General features: G+C 45.8%; 15 protein-coding genes. 5 read left to right on the top strand and 10 right to left on the bottom strand.

Features of this window, described 5'->3' with window-relative positions; genetic code table 11:
- Window positions 1–28: 28 nt before the first annotated feature.
- From hscA to uvrB, 7 genes are all read right to left on the bottom strand, one after another.
- Window positions 29–1,894 carry a Fe-S protein assembly chaperone HscA gene (gene hscA / locus FD968_RS02570; protein WP_215367230.1) on the bottom strand — a complete coding sequence of 622 codons (1,866 nt, stop codon included), beginning with the start codon at window positions 1,892–1,894 and terminating at the stop codon, window positions 29–31.
- Between the two features lie 28 nt (window positions 1,895–1,922).
- Window positions 1,923–2,462 carry a Fe-S protein assembly co-chaperone HscB gene (hscB, locus tag FD968_RS02565; protein ID WP_215367229.1) on the bottom strand — a complete coding sequence of 180 codons (540 nt, stop codon included), beginning with the start codon at window positions 2,460–2,462 and terminating at the stop codon, window positions 1,923–1,925.
- Window positions 2,428–2,751 (bottom strand): iron-sulfur cluster assembly protein IscA, encoded by a 324-nt coding sequence (iscA, locus tag FD968_RS02560; protein WP_215367228.1) that lies wholly within the window; start codon window positions 2,749–2,751, stop codon window positions 2,428–2,430. The genes hscB and iscA overlap by 35 nt, the downstream gene beginning before the upstream one ends.
- Before the next feature lie 15 nt (window positions 2,752–2,766).
- A complete protein-coding gene (gene iscU, locus FD968_RS02555; RefSeq protein WP_215367227.1) occupies window positions 2,767–3,153 on the bottom strand; it encodes a Fe-S cluster assembly scaffold IscU in 387 nt (128 codons plus the stop codon).
- A gap of 38 nt (window positions 3,154–3,191) precedes the next feature.
- Entirely contained in the window at window positions 3,192–4,451 is a 1,260-nt protein-coding gene (locus tag FD968_RS02550; RefSeq protein ID WP_371817739.1) for an IscS subfamily cysteine desulfurase, read from the bottom strand.
- Window positions 4,452–4,499: 48 nt separating this feature from the next.
- Window positions 4,500–5,069: a Fe-S cluster assembly transcription factor gene (locus FD968_RS02545; protein ID WP_215367226.1), complete on the bottom strand. Its 570-nt coding sequence runs from the start codon at window positions 5,067–5,069 to the stop codon at window positions 4,500–4,502.
- 153 nt (window positions 5,070–5,222) lie between these two features.
- Entirely contained in the window at window positions 5,223–7,376 is a 2,154-nt protein-coding gene (gene uvrB / locus FD968_RS02540) for an excinuclease ABC subunit UvrB (protein ID WP_251367609.1), read from the bottom strand.
- Between the two features lie 169 nt (window positions 7,377–7,545).
- On the opposite strand from uvrB, the gene FD968_RS02535 reads away from it, so the two are divergent.
- Genes FD968_RS02535 through FD968_RS02515 form a run of 5 tightly spaced genes read left to right on the top strand, consistent with a single transcriptional unit; the run spans window position 7,546 to window position 11,894 of the window.
- Window positions 7,546–8,745 (top strand): amino acid aminotransferase, encoded by a 1,200-nt coding sequence (locus FD968_RS02535; RefSeq protein ID WP_215367225.1) that lies wholly within the window; start codon window positions 7,546–7,548, stop codon window positions 8,743–8,745.
- 41 nt (window positions 8,746–8,786) lie between these two features.
- Window positions 8,787–10,079 carry a polyhydroxyalkanoate depolymerase gene (locus FD968_RS02530; protein ID WP_215367224.1) on the top strand — a complete coding sequence of 431 codons (1,293 nt, stop codon included), beginning with the start codon at window positions 8,787–8,789 and terminating at the stop codon, window positions 10,077–10,079.
- Window positions 10,080–10,127: 48 nt separating this feature from the next.
- Window positions 10,128–10,820, top strand: coding sequence for an electron transport complex subunit RsxB (rsxB, locus tag FD968_RS02525; RefSeq protein WP_215367223.1), 693 nt, complete (start codon window positions 10,128–10,130; stop codon window positions 10,818–10,820).
- A complete protein-coding gene (nth, locus tag FD968_RS02520; RefSeq protein WP_215367943.1) occupies window positions 10,820–11,476 on the top strand; it encodes an endonuclease III in 657 nt (218 codons plus the stop codon). Before rsxB ends, nth begins: the two co-directional genes overlap by 1 nt.
- Window positions 11,469–11,894 (top strand): DUF1841 family protein, encoded by a 426-nt coding sequence (locus tag FD968_RS02515; protein ID WP_215367945.1) that lies wholly within the window; start codon window positions 11,469–11,471, stop codon window positions 11,892–11,894. Before nth ends, FD968_RS02515 begins: the two co-directional genes overlap by 8 nt.
- Before the next feature lie 12 nt (window positions 11,895–11,906).
- On the opposite strand, the gene FD968_RS02510 is transcribed toward FD968_RS02515, so the two are convergent.
- The 3 genes from FD968_RS02510 to FD968_RS02500 are packed head-to-tail and all read right to left on the bottom strand — an operon-like array spanning window position 11,907 to window position 14,475.
- Window positions 11,907–12,308 (bottom strand): Zn-ribbon domain-containing OB-fold protein, encoded by a 402-nt coding sequence (locus tag FD968_RS02510; protein WP_215367222.1) that lies wholly within the window; start codon window positions 12,306–12,308, stop codon window positions 11,907–11,909.
- Complete coding sequence (locus FD968_RS02505; protein ID WP_215367221.1) at window positions 12,308–13,477, bottom strand: thiolase domain-containing protein; 1,170 nt, start codon at window positions 13,475–13,477, stop codon at window positions 12,308–12,310. The genes FD968_RS02510 and FD968_RS02505 overlap by 1 nt, the downstream gene beginning before the upstream one ends.
- Window positions 13,478–13,503: 26 nt before the next feature.
- Window positions 13,504–14,475 (bottom strand): tripartite tricarboxylate transporter substrate binding protein, encoded by a 972-nt coding sequence (locus tag FD968_RS02500; RefSeq protein WP_251367608.1) that lies wholly within the window; start codon window positions 14,473–14,475, stop codon window positions 13,504–13,506.
- Between the last annotated feature and the right edge of the window lie 2 nt (window positions 14,476–14,477).

Genomic DNA, 14,477 nt, shown 5'->3' with positions numbered 1-14,477 from the left:
TACTTGGTTTCTATTTATCTATGTATTTTTAGATCTCGGCAACATTCTTACCAGATAAGGCTTTCTGAATACTCGCATTCATTCGCATTTGGGCAAACTCATCAGTTGCTTTAGCTGCATGATCTACCGCTTTGCGCACAATGGCGCTATCAGTTTCTTCATCCAAAATCTTTTGCAGTATTGCCATCTCTTGATCAATTGCTTTTTGCTCTTCAGTATTCAGAAGATTGCGATCACTAGCCAGTGCTGTCTGTACAGCATCTAATAAACGCTGCGCATTAACTTGCTCTTCACGCAATGATCTAGAGAGTAAATCTTCTTTGGCTGATGCAAACCCATCTTGCAACATACGCGTAATTTCAGCATCAGTTAAGCCATAAGAAGGCTTAATATCAATTGATGCCTGAACACCAGAGCCTTGCTCAGTTGCGCTCACAGATAACAAACCATCAGCATCTACCTGAAACGTCACCCGAATACGTGCAGCGCCTGCAGCCATTGGCGGAATGCCACGTAATTCAAATCGGCCGAGTGAGCGGCAATCTTGCACTAACTCACGCTCACCCTGAACCACTTGTATCGCCAATGCAGTTTGGCCATCCTTAAAGGTAGTGAAATCTTGTGCTCTAGCAACAGGAATAGGAGTATTGCGAGGAATGATTTTTTCTACTAAACCACCCATAGTCTCAATACCAAGTGATAGCGGAATGACATCAAGCAAGAGCCACTCATCATCTTTACTTTGGTTACCAGCCAATAAATCTGCTTGCATCGCCGCACCAAGCGCAACGACTTGATCAGGATTTAAGTTATTTAAAGGTTGTGTGCCAAATAGTTCGCCAACGGCACGTTGTACATTCGGCATGCGGGTTGAACCACCCACCATAACAACACCTTTAACATCTTCAGCTTTTAAGCCCGCATCACGGAGGGCTTTCTTGCAGGCCATCAAGGTTTTAGCAACCAAGTTTTGTGTAATCTCGAAAAACTGGGCTTGGCTTACGCCAACATTCACTACTGTGCCATCTGAAAGAGTTTCATGCACACGTGCTAAGGGGTTATGGCTAAGCTGTTCTTTGGCATGTTTGCATGCTTGTAGCAGTGTACGGTGATCATGAATTGAGAGGGGTGGCAACTTAGCTTGCTCAATCACCCAGCAATACAAACGATGATCAAAATCATCGCCACCCAAAGCAGAGTCACCGCCTGTAGAGAGCACCTCAAATACACCTCTACTCATCCGCAAGATGGATATATCAAAGGTGCCGCCGCCTAAGTCATAAACAGCATAGACACCTTCAGAGGCATTATCCAAACCATAGGCAATTGCAGCGGCGGTCGGCTCATTTAGCAAACGCAATACCTCAATGCCAGCCAACTTCGCAGCATCCTTAGTTGCTTGACGTTGTGCATCATCAAAATAGGCCGGCACGGTAATCACTGCACCCACAATGTCATCGTTTACAGAGTCTTCAGCTAACTGCCGCAATCGCGCAAGAATTTCTGCAGAAACTTCAATTGGACTTTTATCGCCAGCAACTGTTCTCAGTTTGAGCATGCCTGGCTGATCAACGAAGTCGTAAGGCGCGCTCTCAATATGCTCAACATCAGTCAAGCCACGACCCATAAAGCGCTTCACCGAAACAATCGTGTTCTTTGGATCAATCACAATGCTCTCGAGCGCTTCAAATCCTGCCTGGGTGCGACCATTCGGCAAGTAACGCACTACTGAAGGCAATAACTCGCGCCCCTGTTCATCAGGCAATACTTTAGGCAATGCATCTTTAACAATAGCCACCAAAGAATTGGTGGTCCCCAAATCAATACCTACGGCAATGCGGCGCTGATGTGGCGCAAGCGATTTACCAGGTTCAGAGATTTGTAATAGGGCCATAGAAAATAGAGTTTAGCTTGGGTAACGGCTAGATTAAGGCTGCAATAGTGTCATCCAACTCAAGAGCAAACTTATCAATAAACAATAAGCCGCGCAGAAGTTCTGCAGCACGCTGATAATTTTTAGCGCCATCGATGGCCTGAGCAATTTCAGCAAGGGTATCCGCCTTAGATTGCTCCACTTCAGCCATCAAGGCTTCAAGTGCTGGCAAATCTTCTGCCTGCTCATCCAGACTTTCACGCCATTCCATTTGTCTCATCAAGAAAGCAGCAGGCATTGCAGTATTGGTTTCTAGCTTGGCATCAACACCATGCAACTGACACAGATACAAACCACGTTGAATAGGATTTTTGAGAGTTTGAAATGCAGTATTCGCGAAAGTTGCCATCTGCATCGCGAGGCGTTGCTCAGTTTCACTGCCGCGAGCGTGTCGATCGGGATGAACTTCCTTCTGAATTGCCAAATACGCCTGATCAAGTGCAGGCAAATCGATCTTGAACTGCTGATTTAAACCAAAGAAGTGGAAGTAATCGTCAGACGCGGAAGGATTCGCCACAACCACACTCATCTTTTACGTTTGGATTTTGAAACTTAAATCCTTCATTCAAACCCTCACGTACGAAATCCAATTCGGTTCCATCCAAATAAGCCAAGCTCTTTGGATCAACAAATACTTTCACGCCATTGGACTCAAATATTTGATCTTCAGCAGCAGGTTCATCAACATACTCCAACTGATACGCCAAGCCAGAGCAGCCCGTGGTGCGAACACCCAAACGCAGCCCGCAGCCTTTACCGCGCTTTTCTAGATTGCGGTTAACGTGCTTTGCAGCTTTTTCAGTTAAGGTGATTGCCATAGCTTTCTCAAATTCTTATTTAACTGGATGCTTCTCTTTGTAATCAGCAACAGCAGCTTTGATTGCATCTTCAGCCAAGATAGAGCAGTGAATTTTCACTGGTGGCAATGCCAACTCTTCAGCAATCAAGGAATTCTTAATCTCTAGGGCTTGATCCAAAGTCTTGCCTTTAACCCACTCGGTAACTAATGAAGAGGAAGCGATAGCAGAGCCACAACCATAGGTCTTGAACTTGGCATCTTCAATCACACCTTGATCGTTCACGCGAATCTGTAACTTCATCACGTCGCCACAAGCTGGCGCACCAACCATGCCAGTACCTACGCTATCGTCGCCCTTGTCAAAGGAGCCAACGTTACGGGGGTTTTCATAATGGTCGATGACTTTTTCGCTATATGCCATGGTATTTCCTCTTTAATTTCTTTATCTAGATATATCTTTTAGTGTGCAGCCCATTGAATCGTGCTCAAGTCGATTCCGTCTTTGTACATCTCCCATAATGGGGAGAGCTCACGCAACTTTGCAATCTTTTCTTTCACTAGCTTGATCGTGAAATCCACTTCTTCTTCCGTCGTGAAACGACCCAAAGTGAAGCGAATCGAGCTATGCGCCAACTCATCATTGCGGCCCAGCGCACGTAACACATATGAAGGCTCTAAAGAGGCTGAAGTACAAGCAGAGCCAGATGAAATGGCTAAATCTTTGAGCGCCATCAACATGGACTCACCTTCAACATAGTTAAAGCTAATGTTGAGGTTATGGGGAACACGGTCATCCATATCGCCGTTTACATAGACTTCTTCAATATCCTTCAGACCAGCCAACAAGCGATCACGCAATCCGCGGATACGTTTATTTTCTTCAGCCATCTCGATACGAGCAATGCGGAATGCCTCGCCCATGCCCACAATTTGATGAACCGCCAATGTGCCAGAACGCATACCGCGCTCGTGACCGCCACCATGAATCTGGGCTTCAATACGAATACGAGGCTTGCGACGCACAAACAATGCACCGATACCTTTTGGACCATAAGTCTTATGAGCAGAAAAGCTCATCAAATCGACTTTGGTCTTTTCTAAATCAATCTCTACTTTGCCAGTGGCTTGGGCTGCATCAACGTGGAAAATAACGCCCCGTGAACGGCATAACTCACCAATTGCCGGAATATCTTGCACAACACCGATTTCATTATTGACATACATCACTGAAGCTAAAATCGTACCTGGCTTCATTGCAGTTTCTAACTGGGCAAAATCAATCAAGCCATTTGGCAAAACATCTAAGTAAGTCACTTCGAAACCTTCACGCTCCAATTCACGGCAAGTATCTAAAGTGGCTTTATGCTCGGTCTTCACTGTAATGATGTGATTACCGCGCTCTTTATAAAAATGGGCGGCACCTTTCAGTGCCAAGTTAATACTTTCAGTAGCGCCGCTAGTAAATACGATCTCTCTAGGATCGGCATGTACTAATTGGGCTACTTCTGAACGCGCCCACTCGACTGCCTCTTCTGCAGCCCAGCCATAAGCGTGACTACGGGAAGCGGCGTTACCGAACTGCTCACGCAAATACGGCAACATCTTGTCAACCACACGAGGATCAATCGGTGTTGTTGCCGAATAGTCCATGTACACCGGAAAGTGCTTTAGACTAAACATTGGAACCGGTTGCAAAGGTAGATCTTGTGGAGCGTTCATGTTGTATTTCTAATGTGTAGTACTGCTGATTAAATTCGTTTAATTCACTTAACTCTGTCGCGCCAAATTAAAGACAGAGTTGATGAGTGGCGCTTTGGGAGCGGCTTCTTTTTTTGCCGCAAGTGCTGGCGCTGGTTTCTCAGCCTTCACACTTTCAACTTTAATTTTCTTTTGACGCATGTCTTGAATCACCATGCCGCGACCTTCTTGCTGCTGAACCAAATCTTTCAGGCTCACTGAGCTGAGGTACTCCACCATTTTGGAATTGAGATTACTCCATAGATCATGAGTCATACAGCGACCATGCCCTTCCTCTTCGGTATGGCAGTTGCCTTTGCCACCACATTGAGTAGCATCCAATGGCTCATCTACCGCCACGATAATGTCAGCTACGCTAATTTCAGTAGATGGACGCGCTAGGGTGTATCCACCTCCAGGGCCACGAGTACTCTCAACGATGTTGAAGCGGCGTAATTTGCCGAACAATTGCTCGAGGTAAGAAAGGGAAATCTTTTGTCTTTGGCTGATTCCGGCCAAAGTTACAGGGCCATGCGTTTCACGCAGGGCTAAATCAATCATTGCGGTTACTGCAAAACGACCTTTAGTTGTAAGTCTCATATGTCACCTTGGTAATGGATTGTTATGGACAGCTCATGGGCGGGCGGGTAATACCCGACCATTCCACTCAACTTTACCATATTCCCCAGCAAATTGATCGGGAATTATCTCAAAAAAACCGTAACGTAAGTCAGGTATTAGTTGACTAAATCCTTAGACCGAATCCCTAGACCTGGCTCCAAAGGCCATTTCCTTGACCTTGGTGAGTCGATCCCGGGTGCTAGCGGCTTTTTCAAATTCTAAATTCTTGGCTTCAGCGTTCATCTGCTTTTCTAAGCGCTTGATTTCATTGGCTAAATCTTTTTCACCCATATCTTCATAGCGAGCCCGCTCTTGCTCTACCTGCATCTCCTGACGCTTCTCTTTGACGTCATAAACCCCATCAATAATGTCCTTAATACGCTTTTGAACCCCTTTAGGCTCAATGCCATGGAGTTTATTAAAAGCAATTTGCTTGGTTCGTCGCCTGTCGGTCTCCCCCATCGCTCGGCGCATGGAATCAGTGACTCTATCGGCATACAGAATCGCTTTACCCCGAACATTTCGGGCAGCGCGACCAATGGTCTGAATTAAGGATCGCTCTGAGCGCAAGAAGCCTTCTTTATCGGCATCCAAAATGGCCACTAAGGAAACCTCTGGAATATCCAAACCTTCGCGTAGCAAGTTAATGCCGACTAAGACATCGAATACACCCAAACGAAGGTCACGCAAAATTTCAACACGCTCAACCGTATCAATATCAGAGTGAACGTAACGCACCTTCACACCGTTATCAGAAAGATAATCTGTTAATTGCTCCGCCATCCGTTTAGTCAATACTGTGACTAAAACACGTTCACCCACCTTCACACGATCATGAATTTGACTGAGCAAATCATCGACTTGAGTGCTTGCTGGTAACACTTCAATTTCTGGGTCAACCAATCCCGTTGGTCTTGCTACTTGCTCTACTACCTGACCTTGGTGTTCTTTTTCATAATCGGCTGGTGTTGCAGAAACGAAAATGGTTTGACGCATTTTGGTTTCAAACTCAGTAAATTTCAGTGGGCGGTTATCCATTGCCGAAGGTAAACGAAAGCCAAATTCCACCAAAGTATGTTTGCGAGATTTATCGCCGTTGTACATCGCATTTAACTGACCTATTAGGACATGGCTCTCATCTAAGAACATCAATGCATCATTCGGTAGATAGTCCACTAAGGTAGGTGGCGCCTCGCCTGGAGCGGCACCTGAGAGATGGCGAGAGTAATTCTCAATTCCCTTACAGAAACCCAATTCATTGAGCATCTCCAAATCAAAACGGGTACGCTGCTCTAAACGCTGCGCCTCAACTAACTTACCATCTTTGACAAACTCGTCGAGGCGAGTACGCAACTCAGTCTTGATCGTTTCAATAGCTTTGAGAACAGTTTCACGAGGCGTCACATAGTGCGAACTTGGATACACAGTAAACCGTGGAATCTTTTGCCGAATTTTTCCGGTAAGTGGATCAAAGAATTGCAAACTTTCGACCACATCATCAAATAATTCCACGCGTACTGCTAATTCATTATGTTCAGCAGGGAAGATATCAATTGTATCGCCTCGCACTCGAAATACGCCGCGCTTGAAATCGGTTTCATTGCGGTCATACTGCATCGCGATGAGGCGCGTCAAAATATCCCGCTGACTCATCTTGTCGCCAGGACGCAATGTCATCACCATGCTGTGATAGTCACCAGGATTACCAATACCGTAAATTGCAGAGACCGTTGCCACAATGATGACGTCACGACGCTCTAACAAACTCTTGGTAGCCGACAAGCGCATTTGCTCAATATGCTCATTAATCGAGGAATCTTTCTCAATAAAGAGGTCGCGCTGCGGCACATAAGCTTCTGGCTGGTAGTAGTCGTAGTAGCTGACAAAGTATTCAACCGCATTTTTAGGGAAAAACTCCCTAAATTCGCTATAAAGCTGAGCAGCCAAGGTCTTATTTGGGGCAAAAATGATGGCTGGGCGGCCTGTTCTAGCAATGACATTGGCCATGGTGAAGGTCTTGCCTGACCCCGTTACCCCTAATAGCGTCTGATAGGTCAAACCGTCCTCTATACCCTCTACCAAGCCATCAATGGCTGCCGGCTGGTCCCCTGCTGGGGGGAAAGGCTGATAGAGCTGATAAGGGGAGTCTGGGAAGCTTACAAACTTGGCCGGATCTAGGTCGTGCCCGACTTCACCCAGGGGGTCAGCGACAGGCTTTAACTGCAGCTCTTTTACTTCAGGTTTTGATCCATTTTTGGGCAACTTAGGGGGCATCTCGGCTATCATTTCATCTGTGAGTTTTCTTCACAGCGAATTTTGTACAAACAATGATTTTGCCGTTTTTATTTAGAAATAGTTGGTTCTGACTTCAAAAACAGACAATTAAACCCAATTTAACGTCAAGCACTAGTAAAACCACCCTTAAATCACCCCTAACTGCCACTTACAAACCCAAATGACCCTGTTTGCCTCAGTTCAATTAGCCCCTAAAGATCCTATTTTTGGCCTCACAGAAGCCTACGTTGCAGATCAGCGTCCTGACAAAGTAAACCTCGGTGTTGGCGTGTATTACACGGATGAAGGCAAAGTGCCTCTCTTAAAAGCAGTGATCAAGGCTGAAGAAGCCATTGTGGCGAAGCACTCACCACGCAGCTACATTCCTATCGAAGGTCCGAACCCATACAACAGTGCAGTACAAAATTTATTGTTTGGCGCAGACTCTTCCCTTATTCAAGATGGTCGCGTAGTGACTGCCGAATGTTTGGGTGGCACTGGTGCACTGCGTGTTGGCGCTGACTTCATTAAGCGCCTCAATTTAAACGCTCCATGCGCAATCAGTAATCCAACCTGGGAAAACCACCGCGGCATTTTTGAATCTGCCGGCTTCGAAGTAGTTGAGTACGCTTACTTTGATGGCAAGACCCGTGGCGTAGATTTTGATGGCATGGTCAAGTCATTGGAATCATTCCCAAAGAACACAACTGTACTTTTGCACGCCTGCTGCCACAACCCAACTGGTGCAGACATTACTGAAGCGCAATGGCGTCAAGTAATTGATATCTGCAAGAACAAAGGCTTGATTCCTTTCTTGGACATGGCCTACCAAGGCTTTGCCGCCGGGATTGAACAGGATGGTATTGCTGTACGCCTCTTTGCGCAATCAGGTATGTCTTTCTTCGTGTCGAGCTCTTTCTCTAAGTCATTCTCACTCTATGGTGAACGTGTAGGCGCTTTGTCTATCGTGACTCAAAGCAAAGATGAATCAACTCGCGTGCTTTCACAATTAAAGCGCGTCATTCGCACTAATTACTCCAACCCACCAACACATGGTGCTGCAATTGCAGCTGCTGTTTTGAATTCACCTGAACTGCGTAAACTTTGGGAAGATGAATTAGCAGAGATGCGTGATCGCATTAAAGCTATGCGTCATGGTTTAGTTGAAAAATTAGCTGCTGCTGGTGTAAAGCAAGATTTTGCTTTTATCGAGAAGCAGCGTGGAATGTTTTCTTACTCAGGCTTGACTGCTGAGCAAGTAGATCGCTTACAGAAAGAGGATGGCATTTATGCTCTCTCTACTGGACGCATTTGTGTGGCGGCGCTCAATACCAAAAATATTGATAAAGTTGCCAAAGCAATCGCCCGCGTATTGGCTTAAAAGAGCGTAATACACGGCTAAATAGATTTACAGGGGGTACCATGCTTTATCAGTTACACGAGTTCCAAAAAGCCTTACTTCAACCCATGAGTTCATGGGCACGCGCTGCATCTGAGGCTTTTATTAATGCCTCGAATCCAGCTTCTAAGGTTCCTGGATCGGATCGATTAGCTGCTAGTTATGAACTCCTCTACCGCTTAGGCAAAGACTATAAAAAACCAGAATTTGGTATTCGCTCTGTTAAAGCGCATGGTCACGAAGTTGCGATTCATGAGAGAACAATCACTGCAAAACCATTTTGTAATCTGGTTCGTTTTAAGCGCTTTTCTGATGATGTAGAAACCATCAAGAGCCTCAAGGATGACCCTGTTGTACTGATAGTTGCTCCGATGTCTGGTCACCACGCTACTTTGTTGCGTGACACTGTACGCACCCTATTGCAAGACCATAAGGTTTACATCACCGATTGGGTCGATGCTCGCTTAGTGCCAGTTGAAGATGGTGAATTTGGTCTTGATGACTATGTTCATTACATTCAAGAATTCATTCGCACTATCGGCGCAAAAGATTTAAATGTGATTTCTGTTTGCCAACCAACAGTGCCAACATTGGGTGCAATCTCTTTAATGGCATCTGCTGGTGAAGAAACCCCATCATCGATGATTATGATGGGCGGCCCAATTGATGCCCGCAAATCACCTACTGCCGTTAATAACTTGGCAGAGCAAAAATCCCATGAGTGGTTTGAAAGCCATGTGATCTACAAAGTGCCGCCAAACTATCCAGGTGCTGGACGTCGCGTATATCCAGGCTTCTTACAGCACACTGGCTTTATTGCGATGAACCCACAGAACCACTTACAGTCTCATTGGGATTACTTCCAAAACTTAGTACGTGGTGACGAGCAAGATGCTGAATCTCATATTCGTTTCTACGATGAGTACAACGCAGTATTGGATTTAGATGCGAAGTTCTACTTAGATACGATCAAAACCGTATTCCAAGACTACTCACTACCAAATGGCACATGGGAAGTAGCTGGCCAACTCGTGAAGCCACAAGATATTCAAAAGACTGCTCTGCTAACTATTGAAGGTGAGCTCGACGATATTTCTGGAAGTGGACAAACACGTTCAGCACATGGTTTATGTACTGGTATTCAAAAAGAACATAAAGATCACTACGAAGTTGCTGGTGCAGGTCACTACGGCATCTTTGCTGGGCGTCGTTGGCGCGACAAGGTTTACCCAAAGATCAAAAACTTTATTCGTGAACACCAAGTCGTCAACAAAAAGAGTAAGGCAAGACCTCCTGAGCTAGAAGGTTCTGACTAAGTAAAAACGGTGAGGGTTACGCCCTCACCTTTTAAACTTTTCAAGGCAATGAAAACGAAACAGGCGAACGAACTCACTGATCGCCTGGAAGATCTTCTTCCTCAAACCCAATGTACAAAGTGTGGATACCCAGATTGCAGAGGGTATGCAGAAGCCCTAGCTAGTGGCGAAGCCCTACCCAATCGCTGCCCACCTGGCGGAGTAGAGGGGATTAAAAGACTCAGCCAAGTTTTAACTCCCATTTACCCAGAAGATGCATTTGATTTGCATCCCACCATCGACTCTGAGTGCGGCCTAGAGCGCCCAAGACCAGTTGCGTTTATAGACCCTCAGAAATGCATTGGTTGCACGCTCTGTATTCAGGCTTGTCCTGTCGACGCAATTGTTGGTGCCTCCAAACAAATGCATGTGGTACTAACTGAATGGTGTACTGGTTGTGATCTTTGCATCCCGCCATGCCCAGTCGATTGCATCAGTATGATTGATGTGACGGCTAATAAAACTGGCTGGAATGCTTGGTCTCAAGAATTAGCTGATCTCTCTCGTCAGCGTTATCACGATCGCGATCAGCGTCTTAAACGTGAGAAAAAAGATAATGACGAACGTCTGGCCAAGAAAGCAGCCTCTAAATTAGTAGCTGTTAATGTAGAGCACCCTACCTCAGCGGAAGAGGCAAAAGAGAAAGAGCGTAAGCGCGCCATTATTGCTGCAGCCATTGCTAGAGCACAACAACAAAAATGATGAATCCTGAGAAGCGTCGTGCTTTTTTTGAGCAACTCAAAGCCAATAATCCAAAACCTACAACTGAACTGGAGTACAGATCTCCTTTTGAATTGCTCATAGCGGTATTGTTATCTGCGCAAGCAACTGATGTATCCGTTAATAAAGGAACTCAAAAGCTATTCAAAGTAGCTAACACACCGCAGGTGCTTTTAGATCTGGGCGAAGAAGGTGTGCGCCCTTATATCCAACATATTGGCTTATTCAACTCCAAAGGCAGACATATTCAAGAGACCTGTCGACTATTAATAGAAAAACATGGCGGCAAAGTTCCTGAAACAAGGGAGGAACTCGAAGCACTTCCCGGCGTTGGCAGAAAAACAGCTAACGTGATTCTCAATACTGCTTTTGGCCAGCCAACGATTGCAGTAGATACCCACATCTTCCGGGTTTCTAACCGAACCGGTTTAGCCCCTGGAAAAGATGTCGTCAAAGTGGAAGAGCAATTGCTCAAGCGGGTTCCTAAAGAATACCTGCTAGACGCGCATCATTGGCTCATCCTACATGGTAGATACACTTGTAAGGCTCGCAGTCCCGACTGCACACAATGCATCGTTGAACCACTCTGTGGCTTTAAGCAAAAAACTGGCAAAGGAAAAGTTCGTGGCGATATTTAATCCAACTCGTGAAGAAGTGCGCCGATTTTTCTGTGACGCCTGGAAAAAGAAAACCGAGAATCAGGTTCTGGATTCCATGGAAACACTCGCTGGCGACTGGATGGCGCAACATCCTGAATACCATGCACTGCTAGTTGATCCAGAAGGTGCCCTAGCGCAGGACTACACCCCAGAGCGAGGTGAAACGAACCCCTTCTTGCATTTATCAATGCACTTATCGATTAGTGAGCAAATCTCAATTAATCAGCCGCTTGGTATTAAAGAGGTCGCAGAAAAACTAAGTAAGAAATTAGGCTCCGAACACGAAGCTCAACACCTCATGATGGAATGCTTGGGACAAGTGATGTGGGAAGCGCAACGCGAGGGTAAGCCACTGAACCCCGAGAATTATCTCGAGGCCCTGAAGAAACTGGCTTAAGCAATTACTTTTTTAGGCGGGCTCAAAGAGATGGGTTTTTTGCCCATCTTGCGTTTCCTGAAACACTACCTTTACTTTTTGCCCGACACGAATTGCATCGAAATCATAATTCGTCAGATGAGTCAGTATAGAAATGCCTTCATTTAAGCGAACATAAGCCATTGCAAACGGAACCTCCACACCACGTCTCATGACGGTATAGGAATAAATTTCTCCCAAGCCATCAGACTTGACCCAACTTGTATCGTTACTGCCGCAGTGTGGACAGATAGTGCGTGGATAGTAATGGACCTCATTGCAGGAGTTGCAATGCTTTAAAACTAGCTGCTTATTCTGGGCGGCTTCTAAAAAGGCCTTGTTTTCAGGATTAGCAATTGGACTTGGTAACCGATGCTCTTTGTTTACTTGACTCATTACAGTCTCCCTAAAATTAATACTGCTGCACCATGACGAGTTCCCAGTGCACCGCCAATACCAGAAGCAAGGGCAAACTCGAGATTAGGCACCTGAACCGCTGGATGGGCTTCACCACGCAACTGCCTCACCGCTTCAATGACTTTTGTCATGCCACCTCGATTGGCGGGATGGTTATTGCATAAGCCACCACCATCGGTATTAAAAGCCAGCTTGCCTTTGCCAGAAATAAGTTGGCCTCCTTCGACAAACTTACCACCCTCACCCTTCTTGCAAAATCCGAGATCCTCTAATTGAATCAAAACAGTAATGGTGAAGCTATCGTAAATAGATGCATATCGAATTTGTTCAGGAGTTAACTTGGCCTCTTTAAACGCTAATGGCGCGGCCCATGCCAAACCAGAATAGGTCAGATCGACTTTGCCGCCCATCTGACCTTTAGTGGTTTCGCCAGCACCCATCATGGTAACTACTGGCCTCTTCAAGGTCTTCGCAATATCGGGGTGGACCACAACCAAAGCACCGCCACTATCTGTCACCACACAGCAATCTGCACGATGCAAGGGATCGGCAATCATTGGGGAGCTCAAAACATCTTCAACAGTAAGAACATCTTTCAGTGCAGCATTGGGATTATGTTGCGCATGGTGTGAAGCGGCTACTTTAATCCATGCTAATTGTTCACTGGTGGTACCAAATTCATACATATGACGCATAGCGCACATTGCATAAGTATTTAATGGCGCTGGTGAATAAGGTTTTTCAAAAGCAAAGTCAGGAGCACTAGCCCATTGACTGCGCACTTGTGTGCCGCTAGAACCCTCAGACTTTGGTCGTCCAGCCAAAGTGATTAAAGCCACCTTGCATTGACCTGCTGCAATGGCTCGGGCCGCATGGTTTACATGCGTTAGATAAGAAGAGCCACCAGTATCTGTTGAATCTAAATACGTGAGCTTTTTTAATCCCAAATAATCGGCCATAGAAACTGGGCCCATACCAGGAGCATCGCCTGCACAGAAATAACCATCCACATCATCCAGCGTTAGGCCGGCATCTAGCAAAGCGCCACGCGCTACTTCAGCATGCAACTGAGCAACAGTGTGATCAGGCGCCACCCTAAGAGGATGCTCATATATTCCTGCGATACAGGCATTGGATGCAAATGACATGAATCTTCCTTTAGTATTTTCTTAAATTAATCAACAGTAATTTTTGATTGTGCAATCAGCTTACGCCACTTTTCAATTTCACTTTTAATAAAAGCAGAAAATTGTTCTGGGCTACCAGGCATTGGGTCTGCGCCTTGCGCAATCAACTTATCCTTAAATTTAGGATCGGCCAAAATACTCTGTAGCTCTTTATTTAATCGATTACGAATCTCTACTGGTAGATTTGCAGGCGCAACTAGACCGTACCAAGTTGCCATGTCATAGCCTGGCAAGCCAGATTCTGCAATGGTCGGTATGCCTGGCGCAGCAGCTGAGCGTTTTGCCGTTGTCACACCTAAACCTCTCAAGTTGCCGGCCTTCACCTGTGGAACCGCACTCGGTAAATTAGGGAAGCTCATATCCACCTGACCAGAGATCACATCAGGCATAGCACTTCCAGTGCCTTTATATGGCACGTGAATCATGTCAATCTTGGCCATTTTTTCAAATAGCACTGCAGATAAATGCACTGATGTTCCGCTACCACTAGATGCAAAAGTTAATTTACCGGGATTGGCTTTGGCTGCTGCAATGACTTCACCAACCGTTTTATAGGGTGAATTGACTGGGACTACCAACATATTAGGCGCTGAAAATACCCCACCTATTGCCGTGAAATCTTTCACTGGGTCATAGGGTAAATTTTTGTATAACGATGCATTTACTGCATGGCCGATAGATGGGAAGTACAAGGTATAACCATCCGGTGCAGACCGAGCAACCAGCTCAGCAGCAATATTGCCGTTAGCGCCAGCTTTGTTCTCAACAATCACTGCTTGTCCTAGACGACTAGATAAGCCCTCTGCCAAAGCACGTCCTACGGTATCAGCAGAGCCTCCAGGAGAAAACCCCACAATTAAATGAATCGGCTTTACTGGATAGACGCTTTTACTGTCAGCGTAACCCGTACGAACGCCCGCCAGGCACAAGAGCAATAACAGGAAAAATCTAAAGCGCAATT

The organism is Polynucleobacter sp. AP-Titi-500A-B4, from assembly GCF_018688095.1.
In the GTDB taxonomy this organism is placed as follows: domain Bacteria; phylum Pseudomonadota; class Gammaproteobacteria; order Burkholderiales; family Burkholderiaceae; genus Polynucleobacter.
The sequence above is the reverse complement of the archived record's forward strand: the minus strand, read 5'-3'. Positions and strand labels throughout refer to the sequence as shown.